We start from the raw sequence: 23,539 nt of genomic DNA on the forward strand, positions 1-23,539 counted from the left end.
TAAGTCATCAATAACCCAAACTTTTATTTTCCACAAGTTTAAGTCATCAATAACCTAACTTTGAGTCAAATCATTGCAAAGCGTGATAACGCATTAAGCAATGAGGCGATTAGATAGCATTATTAACCAAAAAAGTGTGCTGGGAATGCGCGCGTTTTTTTAACCGTGCAATTTGGCAGTATTACAGCAAACTCAGCTCTTGTAGTTTGCGCGATTTTTTGCAAATCATTTTCGGACGAAATAAATAAAGCTGTTGCGAGCGCATCTGCATAAGCAGTTGGATACTTACATGATTTTTCTGAAACATACGACCAGCTAGCTACGAGTTTTCCGGATGGGATACCGTCAATCGCGTTTAGAATATGATGCGCTAGCAGACTTTCATTACCACATGTAACGTTCCAACGTTTTCTAGCAATAGAGGATGCACACACAGATCCACTTTTTACATGCGCTACTCCAACAGCTTGTGTTGTATCAAAAGGATTTTCAAGAGCAACTTTTAATTCTTGATTTTCATCTCTTAAACTCACTCGCATATCTCCGCCGGCATCAATCAGCACATCTGCTTTATTTTGCAACGATTCTAAAATCATGCTCATAATTAAATCCACTAAATACCCTTTGCCGATTGCTCCAAAATCTAGCTGTATAGGATGATTTGTTTTAAGAGTAGTGCTATTTTTATCTCGAAAGATATTCGACCATTTCATAGGTAATACGCGCTTATAATTATCCCAATTATGCCAATCAGCTACGCGAGATACGCCAGATACGCCAGATACACAAGATACGCCAGCAGAATCTGTTTTAGCTCGCATATCACATTTATTTCGTGAAGTTTCAGGAAGAAATTGCACTGAATTATCGTAACCAAGTTCTAACAAATCAGCGCCAACACAAGCATCAAATGCTCCGTTAGTTGCATCATAAAAATCATCATAAAGATTAAATAATTCTAATGCCCAACACGGGAATCTAAACTCTCCACCATTTTTTGATTTTGCAATGGAAGATATAATCGAATCCTCACGAAACCTAGAGAACACGCGCTCATAATCGTCAATAAACAATCGCAGTTTATGCTGCAAGCTCGGGTTAATAGGCTCAGTACTATATAAAATAATCCCCGTACCAAGCGCTCGTTCAAACGCAATAACATGATTAAACTTAGCAGAATGCGCAAACTCCGTCATACTATCCCAAACTCCTAACGTATTAACTAAGCCACACACTTAAGCAAAGCCATATACATAATTACGCGCATAGAAATAAATTCCAATACTTAAACGAAATTCCAAACTCAATTAAATTCCAACACTTAAACAAACTTATGCACTTAATTAAAACATCAAACTTTAATCTATATAGCTACTTAATAGTAACTATAGTTTAGTAATCTAACCTATATTGCAATGAAACATCCAACTATTTATATATGTAAAACATCACATATTGATACACGCAAAACATATTGTTTTACACATAAAACAAACATATAAAAAGAAGACTCCAACCAACAAGTTGAAGTCTTCTAATATTTAAAATTGCGATAGCGTTTATAACTGCATCACTACGAGAATAGCAGCCAACGCAATATACACAATTATTCTATTTTTTTGAAAAAGATATAACTAATTATTTCTTCTAATAGCATTTTTATTCAAAATAACTAATCCAGCAATCATGCAGCACAGAGCAGCTAACACGATAAACACAAAAACAGTAGAATCTCCAGTTTTTGTCAAATACGATTTTTTGTATTTAGAAGACTTAGATGTATTTGTTTTATTTTGTTTATTGTTTTGCAAATTATATCCAGCTTCATTAGAAGATTGGCAAGAGTTTTTATCGTTGCAACAAATCTTGCAATTATCAGTGCAATTTTTACCGTCTAAACCATTTTCTCCTTGCGGACCTTGAAGACCCTGAAGACCTTGTAAGCCCTGCTCACCTTTTTCACCAGGGTCACCCTTATCGCCCTTCTCTCCAGGATCACCCTTGTCACCCTTATCTCCTTTATCACCTTTTAGAACACCTAAATCAAGATCTTTACCAGTTCCATCAGCGAAAGTAATATGTAATTCTTTCTTATCGCCATCCTGCTTAACCTCTATGTTTACTACAGGAACCGGGTGATCTATTTTAAATTTGAATATATAAATAGTGTTATTAGATGTGCCATATAAAACGTAGAATTTGTAATCACCATTTTTAAATGATGCAGAATTTATTCCAACACTGTTTCCAGTGGCACTACCGTTTGTAACTTTACCATCTGAATCCTTTATACTGTAGTTAATCCAGGTCAATGTACCTTTTTTAATTTCGAATCGGCTAGGATTTACACACACATTATTTTCAACTTTTTCGCAAGCAAAATGACCTATTGTTTCATCACCAATTCCATCTACATTTTTCCTAGTATAGTTATCTGCAAAAGCAGGACTTATTCCAACAGTTAAAGAAATCAACACTAATGCAACAGACAATATAGATGAAATTAAACTTACTCTCTTACTCATCTTTTGACCTCACTACTATGATATTCAAAAAACATGCAGCGGCAGGTTAAAAAAAAAACGTAAAAAGTCAATAACGCTTTATGTATCTTCACGTTTTATACACATTCTTATACATATTTCATATATACATGTGTACGATTTATTTAAATAAATTCAATATTTTTGCCGTAATTTTTTAAAAACAGACACTCAACAGACGCCAATACTTAAACAAAATTCCAAACTCAATTAAATTCCAAACAATTCCACCACTATTAAGTAAGTGATGCAATCATAAGCTCAACGTAAATGATTATTCTTAACTGCTTTAGCTAAATCACGATTCTGCCAACGCTGATGCAATGCACAATAGCCACCAAAAAGCACAAGCCAAATAAGTCCGCCGATTGCAGATCCGCGAGTATCGTCACTAATAAACAGCGTTATATAAACAAACGCAAAGAACGCAATCGTCAAAGAATCAAGCAACTTATAGTGCGGCATCAAGAAACCATTCTTCATAAAATCAGGGGATTTACGATACTTCATATGAGTCACCATAATCAAAATGTAAATCATGATTATTACAGCAGAAGAAGCAGAAGCGAACATTATAAACGCTCCGTGAACTCCTGGAATAGAATTTATAACAGGAGAAAGCAAAATTAAAGCAGAAGAGAATAATATTGCGCGAGCCGGAACCTTAGTTTTAGAAACTTTACTAAGCTTAGAAAGCAGTTGCGTTTGCGATTCTAACGCAATCTGATACATATGACGACCAGCAGAGTAAAGCAAAGAGTTAAGCGCAGAAGCAGCAGCAGTAATAACCACAAAGAAAACAAGCGCAGAAGCCCAATGTATTCCAGCATACTGGAACACCATAATGAATGGTGACATAAAAGTGCCTTCTGCATTCGTTGCCTTAAAACGCTGCCATGGAACAATAAGCATAATTGCCACTAGAGCACCAACGTAAAAAACAAGAATACGCGTGATTATCTCGTTTATAGCTTTAGGCAAAACTTTACGAGGATTCTTAGTTTCAGAAACAGTCACGCCTACAAACTCAATAAGCTGATACGCATAGAACACCATTTGGAAGCTCATTAAGAACGCAACCCATCCATTTGGCATAAGCGAAAAATTATTGAAAATATTATCTAAACCAACATGACCAGCAGGATTTATAACGCCACCGTGAATCTTTGTTGCAGGATAATGGTACCCAATTACAACCATCACAATTGCAGTAGCTATAAGTGCCACTATAAGCGTGATTTTAATCATTGAGAACCAAAATTCTGTTTCACCAAATAGTTTCACAGCTATTAAGTTAATAGAAACTAAAATTGCCAAAAATGCGACTTCTATTAACCATTTCCAATTACTCACATCAATATTAAAAGTTTGGAAGAATGTTACGCAATATGTACTAACAGCTGTGATTTCGCTCATTCCAATTAGTACTAACACCATCCAATACGACCATCCAGCAAAATTACCCCATCCTTTTCCAAGATGACGCGTAATAAAACTGATGAAAGTGTGCTGATTAGGATCTTTATACATAAGCTCGCCGATGGCACGCATCAGCAAGAACATAATAAAACCAACAATAATATAAACAAATACAATACTTGGACCTGTTAAACTAATGGATTTTCCAGAGCCAAGGAATAAGCCAGTACCAATCGTTCCACCTATAGCAATAAATTGCACATGGCGCTTTGTAAGACTTCGCTCCATTTTGTTACTAGACTCATCGCTTGCAGATTCGCTTGCGGATTCATCGCTTGCGGATTCGCTAGAAGATCTATAAGAATTAGATGAAGTATCAGACAAATTATTAGATGAAGTACCAGATAGAGTATTAGATGGAATATTATTTGTTTGCACGGCAGAAGATTCCATATTGTTAGAACCATCTTTTAAGCCACTATCGACCATACCGCTCATCAGCATAACTCCATTCTTTATTTACTCACGAAATTTTAATTTTATCGTCACCCTTAACTATTTTCTAAGAATATTCACTAAGACTTTTTGATAAAACTTCCAACAAAGACTTTTTACAAGACTTTTGGCATGGCTTCCAACAAGACTTTTGACAAGACTTCTAAGAACTGTACTATTCGTCAAAACCATCCACCAACTCAACACCATCACTCAACACTTTTAAGCGAGCTAACTGGATCAATTCGATCTAAAGCAGGATTAGTTGACAATTGAACTATTAAAGCGAATACAAGCGTAGCAAATCCTGCAATAAAGTAACTCAATGCAGATACTTCAACTTCAAAATACAAAGACGGCATACGTAAAGCACTAGTAAGCAAACTTGCAATAACTCTGCCTAAAGGCAAACCGACTAAAATTCCAATAATAGTTAAAGTAAGCATCTCTTTATGCACATAAGCATGCACTTCTCGCTTATAAAAACCTAGAACTTTTAAAGTTGCCATTTCACGAGTACGTTCAGAAATATTAGTACTTGCAAGCGTAAACAACACAGCTAAAGCTAAACCAGCAGCAAGTGTAACTATAAGACCAACTACAGCATTCATTAAATCAAAACTAAAATCACGCTTCATTCTAGTAATATTCATTACTGAAAGAACACCATCAAAATCAGCAAACTTTTCAGCATATTTTATTTTCGTATCGTCATCTCCGCGCAAACGAAGAAGAAAAGCATTTTGATTTAATTTCTCACTATCTTTAACTCCAAATATGCGCTTGTAACAATTAGAAGTCATATACAAGTTAGAACCAATAAGATTACGAACAATAGCTCTCACTGGCACTTTTGCACGCTTAAGAGAAACATTAGTTATAGAAATAACGCTGCCGCGAGAAATATCTAATGAAGCTGCAGCACTTTGAGAAAGTAATGGAGCATCATCGTTAAGCTCAATATTTTTCAAATTATTATCAACATCTTGCAACTTCACTATTTTAGACAAAGTATTTACATCTTTGACTACAATCATTTGAACGCTCTCAGAATCTTCAACACCACGATTCTTAGATTTATCATTTGACTTATCAGAATACGATTTAGAAATTTCTCCAGAACTCACGTACGCTGGAAGCATAGTTTCAATAAGATTTTTAGAATAATCTTCATCGACTATTTTCTTCATATTTGTAAATGAATCCGGAGCAGAAATAGAAATCATATCGTACTTGTAGATTCCATCATATTGTCTAATACCTAAAGTTGCTACAGTATCGTTCAACGCTAAAGCGCACAATATGAGTGCAGTGCAACCTGCAACTCCTCCAATAGTCATGCATAAGCGACCTTTGAAACGAGCCAGATTACGTATAGCTACTTTATTTAAGAAACTAAGTCGATTCCATATGAATGGCAATCTTTCAAGCAACACGCGAGCGCCAGCTTTTGGCGATTTTGGACGCAATAAAGATGCTGGAACTTGCTTTGTTTCTCTCCAACTCACAATTATTGTGCATATTGCAACAGGCACAACGAATGCGAGCACACACAAAGAGCCATATAACCAATCGTATCTGAGAGTTACTCCTGGAACTGTATACAAGCCACGCAAAATTTTAAGCAATAACGATGGTATAGCCAAAAAGCCCACAATATCGCCAATCCCACCGCCTATAAAGCAAGCAAAAATAGCGAAGAAAGCGTGTCTAGTAACAGCAGCTGAGCGTCCGTATCCCAAACTTAAATAAGTACCAATCAATCCTCGCTCTTCTTCAACCATTCGAGCCATAGCAGTTAAGCTCATCATCATAGCAACTACGAGAAAAACAGCAGGGAAAGCGTAACCGAGAGATTGTATTGATGCCACATCGGATCTCAAACTTGCATAACTACCATTCGATATTCGAGTAATAATATGCCATCTGGCTTGAGGAACTCTTTTTTCTACTTCTTTTTTAATATTTTCACGAATCTGATTACGACTATTTTCAATTATTGAATGAGGTGCGTTTTTAAGAGCAGGAATTTTAGCTATAGCTTTATTCACTTCCGCATTCGTATACTCATCAATTACTTGCTTGCGGCGCGCGCTTTCACGCTTTGTTTTCACAAAATCGTTGATCTGCTCAGATGCCTTTTCAACAATATTCCTATAAGATTGCGAAAAAGTATTAACTTTGTGAGATTCATTTAATTTCACAAATATTGACGTATACACACAATCCTTCGAATCTTTAGGCACATTATACGTAAAAACTTTATACCTTGAAGTTACAGAGCCACGAAAAGCTTTAGATTGATATCCGTTTGGATTATTCAAATCATCACTATCAAGAACGCTGCCTACAATACGCAACTTGTAATTTTCAGAAGATTTTTCATCCTTTTTTATATTCACTTTGATCATATTGCCAATATGCAATCCGCTATCATGCAAAAAACGTTGCGTCACAACAGCTTCAAAATCGCCTTTAGGCATATTCCCTTGTAACAAATGCAAGCGATTCATATTTTTATTAGCGTGATTATATTGAATAAGATTCGTTGCATACAAAGAAGTTTCATCATGCATCGGAAAAGTAGTAGCTTTCCAAGATTTTTCTGTATCTACTTCTTTTACACTAGGCAATTTACTAACTGAATCAACATCTTCTTTCGTTAATCCTAATGTAGACACAATCTGTAAATCATAAGAATTAAGCTTGTTATACATATCGTTAGCGCCAAGAAGCATATCGTTGCACCCAGCATAGATACCAGTCATAACAGCAACGCCGAGCATAGCTATAACAGCAAGCACGCAAAATCTCCGCCACTCGTGCAACCACATACGAACAGCGCTAATAAAGACTATTGGTAAAATCGAGTGAGTTCTTTTATTTTTATTAGATTTTTTACATTCACTTTTATTAGATTTTTTACATTCACTTTCGCGACTTGTGATCTTATCTTCTGATTTCTGATTTCGTTGACTCTCGCTACACATTGCATATCACCACTCAATATCTGCAATTGCAGTAGGATTTTCTTGCACAGTTTCACTTATTACTTTTCCAGAACGAAAACGCACGACTTTATGCGCCATCGGTGCAATTGCAGCATTATGCGTAATAATCAACACAGTCATGCCTTCTGTTTTGCAAATATCTTGCAATAATTGCAAAACTGCTTTACCTGTTTCATAGTCTAAAGCGCCAGTAGGTTCATCGCACAACAATAGTTTAGGCTTTTTTGCTAAAGCGCGAGCGATAGATACTCGCTGCTGTTCACCACCTGAAAGTTGAGAAGGAAAATTATTAAGTCTATTTTCCAAACCAACATCAATAAGAGTTTGAGCTGGATCAAAATGATTCGCACAAATTTGAGATGCTAGTTCAACATTTTCTAAAGCAGTCAAGTTTGGAACAAGATTATAAAATTGAAAAACAAATCCTATATCTTCACGACGATACTTAACTAAACCTCTAGCGTCGAGCTTAGTTATATCGCGATCGCCAACCATAACTTTACCGCTTGTTGCAGTATCCATTCCACCTAAAATATTTAGTGCAGTAGTTTTGCCAGCGCCTGATGCCCCAAGTATTACAGTAAGCTGACCTGCTTCAGCTGTAAAACTAGCATCGTCAAGAGCACGAACAGCACTAGAACCAGATGGATATTCCTTAACAACATGATCAAACGTTATATAAGACAATCTACCCTCGCTACTATTTAGTTATAAGTTATAAGTTATAAGTTTCAGTTTCAATTTCAATTTCAGTTTCAATTTCAATAATTTGAAAACATATTTTGCAAACAGTCAACCCACTACAATATTACTAAAATTATTGCACAAACACACTATTATAAGAATCAAAAATACTAATAAACAGTATGTAAACAGTATGAATTGCAATACTTTTAACGGAAAAGTGAAACTCCTCTGCGAGCCATGCAATAAGCATTACCAAGCCAAGTATGACGAGAGTTAGGCCACACAGCGCCCAATCGTGGAGCACCTTGACTCATCCAAATACTAGGAACACGACCATCTGTGCTTCTAGATCCTAAAAGATTAAAACCACTTTTATCTTCTAGCCAATCCGGATGCTGCGTAACAATTGCCAATCCTTCTTCAAGAGTAAGCGGCAAACGCTCATCCGAATCAATAAGTTTACGAGCTACATCTGGCTCTCTGTTCACATAAGAAGTACCAACATGCGGATCAATAGCAACATAAAACGGCCCTTCAGGAGGCTCAAATCCATCATGAGGTAGAAAACTAGCAATATCTCGAGGAGGCATAGTTGTAAAGCCTGCCATGCGATCAATACTTGTTCTAGAAATTAGCGATTCTGGAGAAACCAGTTCACGAGTAGGGACTAAAAGTATATTAGTTCCTAAATCACTTCGCTCAAGCGCACGCAACAAAGGTTGAGCTAGAGCACTAAAAGCAGCAGCACTGATATCTGCAACATCCGGATATCCAAGTGCCACTATTCGATCAAGCTGCTGCTGTATTTCTTCAGATGCTATTGACATAATTTACAGTTTACGCAAAATCTTTCACAATCGCGAGGCAAAAAATCTCATCAATCTATAAAATTGCGTTTCTTAGCAACAATTTCCGCCAATTGAACAGCATTCAAAGCAGCGCCTTTACGCAAATTATCGTTAGTAATAAATAGAGCTAATCCGCGTTTTCCTTCTACAGCTTGATCTTGACGAATTCGCCCAACATAACTTGCAGATTTCCCAGCAGCCAATTGTGAAGTAGGAATATCGTTAAGCTCAACTCCAGATGCATCTTTCAAAACTTCACGAGCCATATCGGGTGTCACATTATGCTCAAACTCAGCATTAACGCTCATACCGTGCCCTGTAAATACTCCAACGCGCACGCACGTGCAAGACGCAACTAGTTTTGGTAAGTGTAAGATTTTGCGACTTTCATTACGCAACTTTTGCTCTTCATCTGTTTCTTCTGAACCATCATCAACTATTGCACCAATAAACGGAACTACATTAAATGCAATTGTTCGAACGACTTTATTAGGCTCTGGGAACTCAATCGCACTTCCATCAAAAACTAATTTATCTGCACCTTGATCTAATGCAGCTTGAGCTTCATTCATCAATTGCAATACGCCAGCGCGACCTGCGCCTGAAACAGCTTGATAGGAAGACACTATTAAACACTTCAAACCAAAAGAATCAGAAAGTGGCTTCAACACGGGCATTAAAGCCATAGTTGTGCAATTAGGATTTGCGACTATCCCATTTTCAATCGTATCTAAATCTTCAGGATTTACTTCAGCAACTACCAAAGGAACATCATTATGCATACGCCATTGAGAAGAATTATCTATTACAATTGCACCAGCTTTAGCGAATTTAGGTGCCCAAATTTTTGAAGTGCCACCACCTGCAGAGAAAATAGCAATATCAATTCCACTCAAATCTGCTTTCTCTACGTCTTCTACAACAACATCCTTGCCGCGATATTTCAAAACAGTGCCTGCAGAATGCGCAGAAGCAATGAAACGCAAATCTTTTATAGGAAAATCACGCTCGTCAAGCACACGACGCATTACCATACCAACTTGACCGGTAGCACCCAATATCGCTAGATTAACGCCCGTTTCATTGATAATCGTCATCTTACTTCTCCTTATATTCTTTCTCTTTTAATAATGATTATGCAAATAATTTACGGCAATATATTGAAATTCACGAAAATATTAACGGCCACTTCCACCATAAACAACAGCTTCAATTTGATTAGCATCCAAACCGTATGCCGTATGCAAAGCACGAACCGCTTCATCTAATTGATCAACAGGAACAAGTGCAGCAATGCGAATTTCTGAAGTAGAAATCATAAGCGTATTTATTCCACTCTCACTCAATGCTGTAAAGAACGTTGCAGCAAGACCGGAATGAGTTTTCATTCCAACGCCAACAACTGCAACTTTGCCAACAGTAGGATCAACATCCATAGAAGTGAATTTAAGATCATCACGAGCTGCTTGTAAAACACTACGAACCGCTTCAAGAGATGAGCTAGGCGCAGAAAGAGAAATATCAGCTGTTCCTGTAGATGCGCTTGCTTGAGCAATCATATCAATATTCGCATTCGCTTTTGCAAGAGTTGTAAACACTTTTGCAGCCATTCCAGGAACATCAGGAATACCACGAACTGTAATCATAGATTCACTTCGATCGTGAGCAACCCCCGAAATAATAGGCGTTTCAACTCCCAAATCTGGAAATAAATCGCCCATAGTAGAACGAATATCCTGATTTACCATTATTACCGTCCTTATATTTAATTTCTCTTAATGTTATCAATTATTTTTATTCAAATTAGGCAAATTATTTAAATCAACATTATTAGGAACAATCAGAGTGCCATTTCTATGCGAGAACGAACTCCTAACATGAAGAGGCATGCCAAATCGCTGAGCATACTCTACACAGCGCAATGCAAGCACACGAGAACCACAAGAAGACATTTCTAACATGGAATCATAATCAATAACAGGAATACGTTTAGCAGTTGGAACAATACGAGGATCTGCTGTAAAAACGCCATCAACATCCGTATAAATTTCGCAAATATCAGCGCCTAAAGCAACAGCAAGCGCAACAGCAGATGTATCTGATCCACCTCGTCCAAGAGTAGTATCATCACCAACTTCACTAATTCCTTGAAATCCAGCAACAATCGCCACACTACCTTTACCTAACGCTCTTCGTACGCGATCTGGCTTTACTGCACGTATATGAGCAGCACCATATTGAGTATCTGTTATAAACCCTGCTTGAGAACCTGTGAAAGAGTAAGCATGAGAACCCTGAGCGTGTATTGCCATAGCAAGTAAACTCATAGAAATTCTTTCGCCTGCTGTCATAAGCATATCCATTTCGCGTGCAGGCGGATGAGCATTAACACTTAACGCTTGATCAATTAAATCGTCTGTTGTATCTCCCATTGCTGAAACAACAACTGCAACATCATGTCCTTCAGATTTAGTGTCGAGAATACGTTTAGCCACTCTTTTTATGGCATCAGTATCTGCCACGGAAGATCCACCATATTTTTGTACGATAAGTGCCAATTTTTAACTCCTTGACCTTTACGCCTGCAAAATACAATACATCAAGCATTTTGAAACGACTCTTTGATAGTCAGACTACCAACAATGCTCTATTTATTTTTCTAAAAATAAATACTTTATTTAATAAATTTCTAAAAATAACTAGGAAAGCCAACTAAAGATATAACTATAAAAAGAAAAATATAAAAACTATAAGAAAACTATAAAAAGAAATAGAAAACTAGAAAGAGATGACTAGAAAAAACAGTTGCACAAACAAAAAACATACAGTCGCACAAACAATCACACAATCACACAATCAATCAAACAGATTGTCTACCTGCAAAAGCGCGAGACAAAGTTATTTCATCTGCGTATTCTAAATCTCCACCAACAGGCAAACCACTTGCAAGCCTAGTAACACTTATTCCAAGCGGATCAAGCAATCTAGCTAAATATGTAACTGTAGCTTCGCCTTCAATATTTGGATCTAAAGCCAAAATAACTTCTTTAACACTAGGATCTTTAAGTCGTTCTAGCAATTGCGTAATATTCAAATCAGCAGGTCCAACATTTGCCATTGGATTTATTGCTCCGCCTAACACATGATAAACTCCAGAATACTCATGCGTACGCTCGATACTCATAATATCTTTTGGCTCTTCAACAACGCAAATTTTCGTATGATCTCTACGCGGATCTTCACATATCATGCAAGGACTTTTCTCACACACATTTCCACAAACATCGCAAAATCGCACACTTTGCTTTACATCATCAATTGCTTCAATTAAAGCTTGCACTTCGGAATCTGGTTCAGAAAGTATATAAAATGCTATTCTTTGAGCGCCTTTAGGTCCGATTCCCGGCAAATGCGAAAAAGCGTCTATAAGACGACCAATCGCGCCATCATAAGACGATGCATTGCGCAATTTTATTTCTCCTTAGAACGATTATTTTTGGAGGATTTCTTTTTAAGAAGATTTATTGGATTATGCGAATCTTCAGAAGAAAATTCACGAACTTCTTTAACTTCAAACATTTTTTCTATTCCCTCTTCATCAATTCCAGAAACGCTTTCCAATTGACGATCTTCTAATGAATATTCGTATAAATCATCTAAAGAAGAACTTGAATTTTGATTAACTGTATTAGACGAATCCGATTCTGAAGATTTTGAAGACTTTAAGGATTCTGTAGACTCTTTAGACTCTGCAGAGTATGCAGCGTATGCAGAGTCTTTCCCAATAGAATCACCAAACTTCATGTTTTTTCTATAGTTATTGCTATTTTCGCGATTCGCACTATTTTCGATGTTATCGCTTATGACACGAGTTTCGCGGCTTTCGTGATAATTATCCCCGCGAGAATAATTACTCTCCCGAGAATAATTGTTATTATTTAAATCTTCATTACTTGAGGCGTTATACGCATTATCATGATTCATGCTATTTACAGTATTTACGCCCAATACAGGCATAGATGAAACATTCTCCCAAGCATCATTTGAATCTAATATAGTTCTAATTTCTGCAGTATTATTAGATTCCGCCGATGCTGCATAGCCATCAGCTCTATGAAAATTTGATTCCAACTTTTCATCTTTTTGCTTAGTGTTATCGTGAACACTAAGAGATGAAGATCCAAATCCTGTAACAGAGCCAGCTCTACGCATAAGCACTTCGCGCTTAACTTGACTGAGTCTTTCTGAAGACATCTTAGTTACGACTTCTACAGTTTCTCCATCAGATGTAACAGAATCTGGAGCAATCATGCAATTTTCGCCAAACTCGCGTTTAACAGCATTCATTACAACAACGGGAACTTTTTGACCTTCATAAGGGTCAGTCGTACATATAGCGAGCGCAAAAGCATATTGACTTATAGGCTTATTAAATGTCAATACAAGTCTTTGCTTGTTATTAGCAGATTGCACAAGACGAACTTTAGTAACAAAATCCCTAGATACGTATTCTTTTACATCTTCAGGTAAAGATGCAACAACGCTATCCCACATCTCATCTGTACTTAATTGTTTCTTAGTAGGTTGAGTTGAAGAAACTTTAGGCTCAGACGCAATTTGTTTCCGCTGCTTTTGGACGAATCCACTTGGCTTTTTCTCCTGAATTTTATGCGAGTCTTTAGAGGATGAAAGACGATCTTCTTTTTCGCACAGCAAACGCGACATAAGAATTTCCAAATTCATACGAGGAGAAACAGCACTTGACATTTCGCTTAATGCAGAATTAGTCATTTGCGCCATTCGAGATAAATCAACAAGATCCAATTTTTCAGATTGGCGCTTTAATTGCGTCAATTCATCAGGCGCTAAATCATTCAACAATGAGGAAGTAGCTTTTACTCCAGCAGAAACTACAAGTAGCAAATCGCGCATTCTCCCTAGCAAATCTTCCACAAATTTACGAGAATCAAATCCGCTAACAATTACTCTACTTACTAAATCATAAAGTTTCGCACCATCATGATCTATTAAAGCATCTATTACTTCACCAATAAGTGAGCTAGGAGTAAAACCTAATAGCGCAACAGCAGAATCCAATGAAATTTTCCCATCTACCGCGCATAACATAAGCTGATCTAGAATCGAAAGAGTATCTCGCATAGACCCTCCGCCTGCTCGCATAGCTAGACGCAATACTCCAGGCTCTGATTCTATTTTCTCTTTCTTGCAAATTTCTTCCAAATAAGGACCCATTATCTCCGGAGGAACTAGCCTAAAAGGATAATGATGTGTGCGAGAACGTATAGTACCAATAACTTTATCTGGCTCAGTAGTTGCAAATATAAACATAACATGCTCAGGAGGTTCTTCAACGATCTTAAGTAGAGCGTTAAAACCTTGCGGAGTGACCATATGAGCTTCATCGAGTATAAAAATTTTATATCTATCTCTTGCTGGAGCAAAACCTGCACGTTCACGCAATTCACGAGCATCATCAACACCGTTATGGCTTGCAGCATCGATTTCTACAACATCTACAGACCCAGATCCGCCAGTAGCTAAATCTTTACAACTCTGGCATTCTCCACAAGGATGAGATGTAGGACCTTTTTCGCAATTTATGCAACGAGCCAAGATTCGAGCGGAGCTTGTTTTTCCACATCCTCTCGGGCCTGAAAACAAATATGCATGCGTAATTTTCCCTTGATCAAGCGCTCTACACAATGGAATAGTAACTTGATCTTGCCCTATAAGACCATCAAATGTGTCTGGACGATACCGTCTATACAATGCAAGAGCCATAACTAACCTACCGCCACCTGACTTTTAATAACCTACAACTATTCAAGACTAGCAGAATCCACCACCGTAAAACTCGTATGAAAATCAGAGTCTAAACAGAATCCAATCAGAATTTTAGATATCAACTCGACTAATCATCACATGAAACTAATCCAGCTTTTACTGTATCAACAATTTTAGGTATAAACGGTATTTTAGTTTGCACGCTCACAGTTATTGTCACATCATCATTTTCAGATTTACAAGATTCCATAGTTACATTATTCGCATTAACAATATTTTTAACAACATCGCACGCATCGCCTTCTAACTTTTGTAATACTTTTACTCCAGATAACACTGCAGAGGAAGAAACTGTGTGAACTCTATGCTTTTCAATCAATATATATCCAATATTTGCCGAAAGAATAAGCATTGAGCAGACGATGATAATCAACCCTACCCCCAAAATAGTCCCCGAACCATCATCTGCTCGATGCACCCATTTACTCAAACAAAGCTTAGCTAATTTACGCAATTTTCAACACTACTCCACGCACACCTGAGCTTATTTACTCTCTAGAACAGGGATCAAATAAGCAAAACACTACTCCATGCACACCTGGACTTATGAATACTGTTATTGAATGTTTTATAACCAAAAGCTACGGAAATATATTTAACTATTTAAGTAACAATTTGCTTAATATCACTGTGCACTACTGTTGGTAAAACATGCATAGGGTCTGGAATAACAGGACAACTTACTGAAATATCAACATTGTTACCATATTTTTTTAATTTCAAACTTGCGTCTGAACCAGCAACTCTATGAACAATATCTTCAAGAGAAGTACCATCATTATATGCAACTAAATGATAAGCAACTTGTCTTGCAGCATCATGACAATTCATTGAGCATACAACAGTTCTACCGACACCTAATAATATTAAAGCAACGACTATTGCTGCAGGTAAAACTACAGAAAACTCCGCAGTAACAGCTCCATAATCATAAGATCCAAAAAACATTTTCAACTTATTTTCTGCCAATATTCCCCCAAAAATAACGAATAACAGATTTTATTTAAGAAATATGCAATGCACGTTTTATTAAGTCATTTAACATATTTCTAACAGACTCAGATTTCAAAACAATAATCAGTAAAGCAGCAAAACCAGTTGCAGCAATAAGCACAACAGCATATTCAGCAGTAATAGCACCACTATCTTTTTTACTTAATTGTTTACTAAATCTATCTGAAAAATCGCATAATAATTCTTCAAAGCTATAGAACAACAAATTCATATGCGTACATGCAATTAAAAAGCATGAACGAATTACTTGCACAACCCCAACCATAGTTATAAACCTTTCTTCCTAAGCAGAATGAAATATTCTGATATGGATATCTTTACACATAAACTTGCGCTTACAAAGCAATTTAATTCAATGTGGTCAGAAGTTCATAACCCTTGGAAAATAAGGGAAATTCAAACAAAAAATAAAATTTTAAGAAATATTTCTAAATAAATAATAAAAATTTCAATTTCAAATTTGATTAAATATTATTGAATAAAAGATGCAACCGTTGGCAATATTCCTATGCAAATAAAAGCAGGTAAGAAACACAATCCAACCGGAAGTAATAATCTTACAGATAATTTAGCAGCTTCTTGTTTTGCAGCATTTTGCATAGTATATCCATAATTTTTTAATACAGCTTTTAATATTGGAAGCGATGGAATACCGTTATACCAAGATTCACGCAATGATTTTGACAACCATTTAGCTAAGAGAGGATAATCCGTATTTTTATAACTTAATAATTTATTACGTACAAGCATTGTGAAACCAAGAATTCTACAAACACTGAAATTAGAACGATCTCTGCAAACATTATTTTGTAAAACATATGTAGAAGACCATGATTCTTCCCAAGTACTACCTTTTTTAAGAGCGAACGCAACAGCACGCATCCACTCTCCATTACTTTCGAAAACAGAGCCAACAGCTTCTATTGCAAAAGGCAAAGAACTTCCACTTTCTAAAGCAACTATAATCATATGCAATCCGAGAACTGGACTCAGTTTTATAAAACTATTATTTTTTGTATAACTCATGCGAGAAGCAGATAAATCATTACTTGCACGATTTCCTAATGAAATACAATCAGATTTATAACTTACACATTGCCAAACAATAATACTTACAAGAAAAGCTATAAAAAGTAATTGATTACTAGCATTCATAAAATTCATCTAATCACCATTTTATTTATAAGATTTTCCTATCAAATGGGGCTAAACATACGTTGCAAATTACTCTATAAATTAACTTACGCGAAATGTTCAAACGTTCACAACACACAGCAACTAAACCGCTCACAATAGTCACTAAACCACTCACAATACAGCTTAAATTACTCAAAAAATACATGAAGATATTAGTCTTCATCGCACATCATATTTTTACGAGATTGATCTAACATAGTTTTAACCCAAATCACACCAATCGCATAACTTACAAGCCCTACTGAAAGCATTATGAAACCTCGCGAAGTTGTAAGAAGCAACTTCAACGGATTCGAACCCATCAATTCACCTGCAAACAATGTCAATAACGGAAGTGCGGTAAGTAAAGTTATAGTCGCTTCAGGCATAGCAAGTACTTCATTACGAAGTGCTTCAGCTCTGCGTTTATATCTATAAGAAGACGCTACTGCATCTACACAATCCAACATAGAGCAGCCAAGATTATTACTAAGTTTATAAGCTGCCATCAAAGATTGCGAAATCTTGTTTATATCATTTTCAATCTTATTATTACTTTTACGCTCATTATTATTTTTATTGCTATCAACAACACTATTTATATCGCTATTTTTATTGATATTTTTATAAATATCGCATGATCCACAACGCCAACGCAACCAATTAGCAATAATTTCTGCACTCATGCTCGTAAATTGATAAGATTTATTAACGCTTTTACAGGATCTGCTATCTTCACTAACTTTTGAAATATATGCAGAAAAAATTACATCACGAAAACTAGCTCCTGAAGCGAGTCCAGCAGATAAACTAGCTAAAGATTCTTCAATAAAATTAACTTTATCCATAAAATCACCACTTCTTAATCTTCCACTTTTGTGCAAAAACATTCCAACACTTACTCGGAGCTAAATAATGAGCTCCCGTACTTTTATCAACAGTCATGCACATAACGGGAATACCATGCAACACAACATTTTCAGAATTATTTTGCAAACCTAAACAACGCGAATAATCATCTGAACCGTTTGTAAGAACTCCAATTTCATGAATTATTCGCTTATTATTCATTCTTTCTACATGTATAACTACATCGAAAGCACCAGCAGCTAAAGCACACAAAGCTCTAGGCTGCAATCCAGCAAGCAATCCTAAAGACATAAGCCTTGCTGGAACTTTATACACATCATCTGCGTGCAATGTAGTCATGCCACCGTGATGACCTGACGTAAAAACTCTCAACAAATCAGCTATTTCTTCACCTCTGCACTCTCCAAGAACTATACGATCTGGCCTCATTCGTAAAGTCGCTTTTACAAGTTCAGGCAAACAAATTTCACCTTTACCTTCTACATTTGATTCACGCGTGCTCAAAGATACGTAATCACCTTTAAAACCGCATAATTCTCTGGTTTCTTCAACTGAAACTATTCGATCATTACTATCTGCTTCTGAAAGCAAAGCTCTCATTAAAGTAGTTTTCCCAGATCCAGTACTCCCAGTAATCAATATGTTCGCGCGCATGCGTACAAGCAATGAAAGGATATTTTTTACACTCAACGAATACATGCCTTTTTTATATAGCATGTCTAAATTGCACACGCCTTGAGATGGAAAACGTACTGCAATCACAGCACCCATTGATACGATAGGAGCTAAAACAGCATGTATTCTTATTCCAGATGCACTAGATACGTCTGCTATAGGACGCGCATCATCAAGCCTTTTACCTAGCTGAGCACAAATCCAAACAGCATATCTACGTAATACAGATGGATTATTCATTGGTATTCTAGGAATTTTTTCCTTTAACCCATCTCCATAATCTAACCAAATACGACCGTTTTCTGTAATTACCATATCCGTTAAACGCGGATCTATTACAAATTCTTGCAATATTCCAAAATCAATATCTCGAACGCAAGAAGATTGCGAAGACCCCACGCAAGAAGACCCCACGCAAGAAGACCTCACGCAAGAATCCCCAATATCAGAATCCCCAACATCAGAAGACTCCACAAAAGAAGACTTCACATCAGAATATTTCGAAAATCGCGAAGGAAAAGAAGAAAAACTTGAATTAAAATTACTATTTGTAATCTGATTTACTCGCTTATTCTTTTCTAATGCACAATTGCACATCTTAACATTGCCCAACTTATACTCCCCCGTATTTATATTTATTATCTACTCACTTACATGTAACTCAATCACACACAGCTCACACATAAATCACGCACAACTCACGCACAACTCACTTATTTGCGTTTATATTGCACACTTCCAACACCCAATTTGATAATTGCTCAATTATAAAACGCGAAGATTTTGGAATTTTACGAATACCATACCCTTCAATAATGTCTTCATGCAAACGCGAATCATATTTAATCGGGCCAATAACAGATTTAGACAAGTATTGCGAAGCTTCATCAATATCTACAGCACATAATTTAGGCGCTAATCCATGCGGCATAATACCAACTGTAATTGAATTTTCATTTATAAAATCAATATTGTTAAAACTATCGTCAGATTGCTGAGAAGAATATCTATACAAGCAATTTAATAAATATTCTTTAACAATAGAAATCTGATAATTATACGCACGCATACGAGCCATTCCTAAAACAGAAAGTTCGCTTGCATAAATTATTGGAGAAAAAACTAAACCCATAATAGTATTAAAAACATTAAACGAGCTTATTCCGGAACCAACATCAACAATCACAACATCATTACATTGAGCTAAACCACGAATAGACGCATCTAAAAGCCACGGCTTTAAAAGTGACGAATTACGTAACTCATCTTGAATTACGTCATCTTTATTTGTTGACAAATCAGCTTTGTTAATTTCACTCTCACACATACGCCATGGCGCATACGCAAGCACACCTACACCATTGCAATAAATAAGTTCATCTTTTAGCACAGAACCATCTAATCTACTTAGCGGAGCTTCAACTTCTTGCAACCTTCTACCATCATCTGATTCCAAGCCAAGTAAAACATCTAATCCACCATGTGAAACATCTGCATCAACAAGAGCAACAGAATATCCATATGAAGCTAAATTTTGAGCAATCATTGAAAGACTAGTACTCAATCCAACTCCATCACTCGCAGAAGATCCAACTATTACGTTAGAAGGCAATAATTCAGGAGAAAAATACTTATAATTTTTACCAAAAATCGCAATACTTGCAGAAGGGCGACTAACTTCTGACAAAGCAGTACGGTGACTAACACCTGACAACGCAGCAAAGCTATTCACGTCTGAATATTCAGAGAAGTGACTAACGCCTGACAATGCAGCATGACGACCTGTAGGCTCTGCATCTTTCGCAAATTGCAAATCATAAGAATTAGCTAAAGAATTACAAGATGCTACAACAGTGCAATCATCCTTATATTCGCCATCACGAAAATCACTTGCTCGCAAATCACCAACACTAGCTTCATAAGAACGCAATTCGCCAGCACGAGATTCGCCAACATAAGCCCCACCAGCACGCGAATCACAAGCATAATCCCCACTAGAGCGCAATTTATATTCAAAACGCGATGACAGCGAGCTTGCATGAGTATCAACTAAATCATTCATGCTCTTATTACAACGCGTTAAATCACATTACACAATATTTTTTAATCAATGTGGTCAGAAGTTCTTAAAATTGCAGACTTATCCACAAAAACAGAAGGATCATTAGCATGCTCTACAAGATAACGTTCAAGCAATTCGCCATAAATAGGCTTAGTTTTCAATGCATCTGAAACTAAAAGAGCAATAAGAGCAGAAGCAGCAACCGGCAACATGTGAATTAGCGTTCCAGACATTTCAACTGTAAGCAAAATTGAAGTGATAGGAGCTTTTACAGAAGCAGACAACGTTCCAGCCATTACACACACTGCAAATATTGATATGAATTTTGCATCGATTCCAAAGTTTCCGATTATAAACCTAGAACAAAAACCACCAGCGAGAGCACCTACAGCAAGAATAGGCATAAAAATACCGCCAGGAGCACCACAACCAAAACTCGTGGAAGTAAATAGCATTTTCGCTACAAACATTATAAAAAGTAGCCCAAAGCTAATCTTTCCATATTCAGAAATACGTACTAAATTAGATCCTCCGCCTAAAACTTCTGGAATAAAAAGACCAACAGGTATAGCTATAAGACAAGCAATTATCGTAGGCATCCACTTTGGCATATGTTTATATAAAGTTTGAAAACCTAATAATGAACGATTCATTAAAGAGCCAATAAATCCTGCAAAAATACCTAAAGGCAATATCCAAAAATGCAAAGATATAGGCAAATCAGGAATATTACCGAAATCCAATACTGGCTTCAAACCCAAACAAGTTTGAGCAACAAAATCAGCACATAGCGAAGCTACAGCAGCCGTAACAAGAACAGTAGAAGACAAACTATGTCTAACTTCTTCAAGAGCAAACATCAACCCTGAAAGAGGAGCACTAAAAGCGGCAGAAAGACCAGCAGCAGCACCAGCCGTAACCATATAATGCTCTTGCTCATCTGAATAAGAATCCTTCCCACGAAAAATTCGCGAAAACATTTGAGCACCGCAAGCACCAATTTGAATAGAAGGACCTTCTCTACCCAAAGAAAGACCAAGCAAAGAGCCAATAAAACCAGACACAAACCTCACTGGAAGAATTGCGTGCCATCGCATATCTAAACCGCGATTTTCATATCCAACGACTTGAGGAATACCACTTCCAGATGCCATTGTTTCTTTACGGCTCATCCAACCAATTAAAGCACCTATTATTAAAGCGCTTACAACAAGAATCAAAAATATGATTAACGCAATATTAAAATGTTGCTTTAAAATTTGCGTATAAATACAACGAGCAATATCAGTACCATATTCAATACCAACACGATACGTTACTACCAATATGCCTGAAATAACGCCAACAGCAACACCAGCACATACCATTTTCCAACGCAACTGCTTAAACGTTGAAAAAATTCGTGCAAAAAAATTGCATGCACAAAAGTCGCGCAACAAGCTAATCATATTCTTAAATTTCACGACTACTCGATTCTTGCATAAAAATTCAAAATCACACTCACTACTTACTAGTTACTACTAGCTACAAACAAAATTTGAAAAATTATTGCAATTACATGTTTATTTTCAAATCTAATTCCCAATATTAAACGATATTAATTAACACAAACATTGAGAAAAAGTATCCAATTGAAGCAGCAGCAAATGGCATAACAAGCTCATAAGAAAGCAGAAACACACCATCTTTTATTTTTTTATTTTGAATAAGATCCACACCTTCAAAAATTGCAGTAGAAAATGTTGAAAATCCGCCTAAAAATCCAACAAACATGACGAATACAAAATTTGAAAAATAAATTGAATAAAATACAGAAAAAACATTAAAAGCAACACCTAAAACAAACGAAGCAAAACAATTGATAATTAAGGTTGCGACAGGAACTTTGCTTTTAATTATAGAGGAAATTCCTTTAGTCAATGCAAATCTACAAACAGCACCAAAACCGGCAAAAAAGCAAGACAAAATAGTAAAAACAAGAACATACGAATAGTTGTTGTAGATCATTTACTTCACCACCTTTTCATCTATATACGCAAGATTTTTAGCACGCCTTTGTTTCACGCAACGCGCAATTCCACTACCAATCCAATTGCCAATAAAAACCATTAAAATACCTAAAATAAAAGAAACAATTATTCCTAAAATAGCAAATCCTGCTCGCGTAGTCACAGACGATACAGCGCCTTCAAAAGCAAAAGTAGACATAGTAGACAATCCGCCACAAAAACCTGTTCCCAATACGCATTTGTATAGATTTTGTTTCTCACGCGATACAGCAATAACAGATACAGATGCAACAAGCGCAAAAATAAAGCACGCAAGCATATTAGATAAAAAAGTTCCTAAAGTTAGCTTGCCAAATATAAGCGACTGACCATCGAGCGGATAAATCATGCGAGATATTGAAGACATGATTGAACGAACGAGAGCACCAGCCGCGCCGCCAATAAAAACTAGATAGTACAATTTTCTACTAGATTTGGAACTTTTTACACTGGAACTACTTACATCTGCGACATTCGAGTTGGAGCTATTTAAATCTACACCATTCGAATCTGAACCATTCGAATCTAAACTATTCGAATCTAAACTATTCGAATCTGAGACATTTACATTATTTAATTCGCTCATTTTATTTACTTTCGCTCCTTAAAACCACACACAAATCCCAATTCAAAATATACACTCGTCAACTAATCAACTAATCAACTAAGAGAACTAATCAACTAAGACAACTTAAGCCTCATAGCAAATTTTCATAGCAGATTTCTAAACATAAACCAAAACGACACTCCCATTTAGAAGTGCCGTTTCGATAACAATCATCAGATTTTAATAATAAAATTAAATAATCCAATAATTAAATAATCC

22 protein-coding genes are annotated in these 23,539 nt (G+C 36.4%); 1 reads left to right on the forward strand and 21 read right to left on the reverse strand.

Going from position 1 to position 23,539, the window contains the following annotated elements; translation table 11 throughout:
* Positions 1-122 precede the first annotated feature (122 nt).
* The 21 genes from HXT27_RS01715 to HXT27_RS01815 form a co-directional block, all read right to left on the reverse strand.
* Positions 123-1,196 carry an FAD:protein FMN transferase gene (locus HXT27_RS01715; RefSeq protein ID WP_103043402.1) on the reverse strand — a complete coding sequence of 358 codons (1,074 nt, stop codon included), beginning with the start codon at positions 1,194-1,196 and terminating at the stop codon, positions 123-125.
* Between the two features lie 438 nt (positions 1,197-1,634).
* Positions 1,635-2,525 carry a hypothetical protein gene (locus HXT27_RS01720; RefSeq protein ID WP_422113188.1) on the reverse strand — a complete coding sequence of 297 codons (891 nt, stop codon included), beginning with the start codon at positions 2,523-2,525 and terminating at the stop codon, positions 1,635-1,637.
* Between the two features lie 279 nt (positions 2,526-2,804).
* Positions 2,805-4,250, reverse strand: a complete 1,446-nt coding sequence (locus HXT27_RS01725) for an amino acid permease (RefSeq protein ID WP_075523936.1) — start codon at positions 4,248-4,250, stop codon at positions 2,805-2,807.
* Positions 4,251-4,666: 416 nt separating this feature from the next.
* Positions 4,667-7,447: an FtsX-like permease family protein gene (locus HXT27_RS01730; protein WP_422113189.1), complete on the reverse strand. Its 2,781-nt coding sequence runs from the start codon at positions 7,445-7,447 to the stop codon at positions 4,667-4,669.
* Between the two features lie 6 nt (positions 7,448-7,453).
* Complete coding sequence (locus HXT27_RS01735) at positions 7,454-8,155, reverse strand: ABC transporter ATP-binding protein (RefSeq protein WP_075523859.1); 702 nt, start codon at positions 8,153-8,155, stop codon at positions 7,454-7,456.
* Positions 8,156-8,361: 206 nt separating this feature from the next.
* Complete coding sequence (locus HXT27_RS01740) at positions 8,362-8,982, reverse strand: DUF5701 family protein (protein ID WP_297642555.1); 621 nt, start codon at positions 8,980-8,982, stop codon at positions 8,362-8,364.
* Between the two features lie 50 nt (positions 8,983-9,032).
* On the reverse strand, positions 9,033-10,100 hold the full coding sequence (locus tag HXT27_RS01745) for an aspartate-semialdehyde dehydrogenase (protein WP_422113190.1): 1,068 nt from the start codon (positions 10,098-10,100) through the stop codon (positions 9,033-9,035).
* An 81-nt stretch (positions 10,101-10,181) separates the two neighbouring features.
* Positions 10,182-10,751, reverse strand: coding sequence for an ACT domain-containing protein (locus tag HXT27_RS01750; protein ID WP_075523862.1), 570 nt, complete (start codon positions 10,749-10,751; stop codon positions 10,182-10,184).
* A 36-nt stretch (positions 10,752-10,787) separates the two neighbouring features.
* On the reverse strand, positions 10,788-11,561 hold the full coding sequence (locus HXT27_RS01755) for an aspartate kinase (protein WP_103043397.1): 774 nt from the start codon (positions 11,559-11,561) through the stop codon (positions 10,788-10,790).
* A gap of 302 nt (positions 11,562-11,863) precedes the next feature.
* A complete protein-coding gene (gene recR, locus HXT27_RS01760; RefSeq protein ID WP_075523864.1) occupies positions 11,864-12,472 on the reverse strand; it encodes a recombination mediator RecR in 609 nt (202 codons plus the stop codon).
* Positions 12,473-12,474: 2 nt separating this feature from the next.
* On the reverse strand, positions 12,475-14,805 hold the full coding sequence (gene dnaX, locus HXT27_RS01765; protein ID WP_103043396.1) for a DNA polymerase III subunit gamma/tau: 2,331 nt from the start codon (positions 14,803-14,805) through the stop codon (positions 12,475-12,477).
* A gap of 130 nt (positions 14,806-14,935) precedes the next feature.
* Positions 14,936-15,298 carry an Rv3654c family TadE-like protein gene (locus tag HXT27_RS01770; protein WP_230955931.1) on the reverse strand — a complete coding sequence of 121 codons (363 nt, stop codon included), beginning with the start codon at positions 15,296-15,298 and terminating at the stop codon, positions 14,936-14,938.
* Between the two features lie 173 nt (positions 15,299-15,471).
* Complete coding sequence (locus HXT27_RS01775) at positions 15,472-15,837, reverse strand: TadE family protein (protein WP_230955932.1); 366 nt, start codon at positions 15,835-15,837, stop codon at positions 15,472-15,474.
* 34 nt (positions 15,838-15,871) lie between these two features.
* Positions 15,872-16,093 carry a DUF4244 domain-containing protein gene (locus HXT27_RS01780; protein WP_075523939.1) on the reverse strand — a complete coding sequence of 74 codons (222 nt, stop codon included), beginning with the start codon at positions 16,091-16,093 and terminating at the stop codon, positions 15,872-15,874.
* Between the two features lie 260 nt (positions 16,094-16,353).
* On the reverse strand, positions 16,354-17,046 hold the full coding sequence (locus HXT27_RS01785) for a pilus assembly protein (RefSeq protein WP_103043395.1): 693 nt from the start codon (positions 17,044-17,046) through the stop codon (positions 16,354-16,356).
* A 185-nt stretch (positions 17,047-17,231) separates the two neighbouring features.
* Positions 17,232-17,906, reverse strand: coding sequence for a pilus assembly protein (locus HXT27_RS01790; RefSeq protein WP_146024452.1), 675 nt, complete (start codon positions 17,904-17,906; stop codon positions 17,232-17,234).
* Positions 17,907-17,910: 4 nt separating this feature from the next.
* Positions 17,911-19,215, reverse strand: coding sequence for a CpaF family protein (locus HXT27_RS01795; RefSeq protein ID WP_255408293.1), 1,305 nt, complete (start codon positions 19,213-19,215; stop codon positions 17,911-17,913).
* A gap of 97 nt (positions 19,216-19,312) precedes the next feature.
* Positions 19,313-20,665, reverse strand: coding sequence for a hypothetical protein (locus HXT27_RS01800; protein WP_103043393.1), 1,353 nt, complete (start codon positions 20,663-20,665; stop codon positions 19,313-19,315).
* A 41-nt stretch (positions 20,666-20,706) separates the two neighbouring features.
* Positions 20,707-22,113 carry a ClC family H(+)/Cl(-) exchange transporter gene (locus HXT27_RS01805; protein WP_103043525.1) on the reverse strand — a complete coding sequence of 469 codons (1,407 nt, stop codon included), beginning with the start codon at positions 22,111-22,113 and terminating at the stop codon, positions 20,707-20,709.
* A 139-nt stretch (positions 22,114-22,252) separates the two neighbouring features.
* Positions 22,253-22,672: a fluoride efflux transporter FluC gene (locus HXT27_RS01810; protein WP_103043392.1), complete on the reverse strand. Its 420-nt coding sequence runs from the start codon at positions 22,670-22,672 to the stop codon at positions 22,253-22,255.
* On the reverse strand, positions 22,673-23,134 hold the full coding sequence (locus HXT27_RS01815) for a fluoride efflux transporter FluC (RefSeq protein WP_199172749.1): 462 nt from the start codon (positions 23,132-23,134) through the stop codon (positions 22,673-22,675).
* Between the two features lie 89 nt (positions 23,135-23,223).
* Between HXT27_RS01815 and HXT27_RS01820 the strand changes: the two genes are divergently transcribed.
* Positions 23,224-23,373, forward strand: coding sequence for a hypothetical protein (locus tag HXT27_RS01820; protein ID WP_419471028.1), 150 nt, complete (start codon positions 23,224-23,226; stop codon positions 23,371-23,373).
* Positions 23,374-23,539 lie beyond the last annotated feature (166 nt).

The organism is Gardnerella bivia (genome assembly GCF_049262715.1).
GTDB classification, from domain to species: domain Bacteria; phylum Actinomycetota; class Actinomycetes; order Actinomycetales; family Bifidobacteriaceae; genus Bifidobacterium; species Bifidobacterium vaginale_A.

Excerpts from the sequence above, each read along its gene's own strand:
- HXT27_RS01730 (WP_422113189.1), bottom strand. The coding sequence starts at position 7,447 with ATGTGTAGCGAGAGTCAACGAAATCAGAAATCAGAAGATAAGATCACA.
- HXT27_RS01780 (WP_075523939.1), bottom strand. The coding sequence starts at position 16,093 with ATGAATTTGTTGTTCTATAGCTTTGAAGAATTATTATGCGATTTTTCA.
- HXT27_RS01785 (WP_103043395.1), bottom strand. The coding sequence starts at position 17,046 with ATGAATTTTATGAATGCTAGTAATCAATTACTTTTTATAGCTTTTCTT.
- HXT27_RS01810 (WP_103043392.1), bottom strand. The coding sequence starts at position 22,672 with ATGATCTACAACAACTATTCGTATGTTCTTGTTTTTACTATTTTGTCT.
- HXT27_RS01750 (WP_075523862.1), bottom strand. The coding sequence starts at position 10,751 with ATGGTAAATCAGGATATTCGTTCTACTATGGGCGATTTATTTCCAGAT.
- HXT27_RS01715 (WP_103043402.1), bottom strand. The coding sequence starts at position 1,196 with ATGACGGAGTTTGCGCATTCTGCTAAGTTTAATCATGTTATTGCGTTT.
- HXT27_RS01745 (WP_422113190.1), bottom strand. The coding sequence starts at position 10,100 with ATGACGATTATCAATGAAACGGGCGTTAATCTAGCGATATTGGGTGCT.
- HXT27_RS01725 (WP_075523936.1), bottom strand. The coding sequence starts at position 4,250 with ATGGAGCGAAGTCTTACAAAGCGCCATGTGCAATTTATTGCTATAGGT.
- HXT27_RS01790 (WP_146024452.1), bottom strand. The coding sequence starts at position 17,906 with ATGGATAAAGTTAATTTTATTGAAGAATCTTTAGCTAGTTTATCTGCT.
- HXT27_RS01800 (WP_103043393.1), bottom strand. The coding sequence starts at position 20,665 with ATGAATGATTTAGTTGATACTCATGCAAGCTCGCTGTCATCGCGTTTT.
- HXT27_RS01740 (WP_297642555.1), bottom strand. The coding sequence starts at position 8,982 with ATGTCAATAGCATCTGAAGAAATACAGCAGCAGCTTGATCGAATAGTG.
- HXT27_RS01720 (WP_422113188.1), bottom strand. The coding sequence starts at position 2,525 with ATGAGTAAGAGAGTAAGTTTAATTTCATCTATATTGTCTGTTGCATTA.
- HXT27_RS01805 (WP_103043525.1), bottom strand. The coding sequence starts at position 22,113 with ATGATTAGCTTGTTGCGCGACTTTTGTGCATGCAATTTTTTTGCACGA.
- dnaX (WP_103043396.1), bottom strand. The coding sequence starts at position 14,805 with ATGGCTCTTGCATTGTATAGACGGTATCGTCCAGACACATTTGATGGT.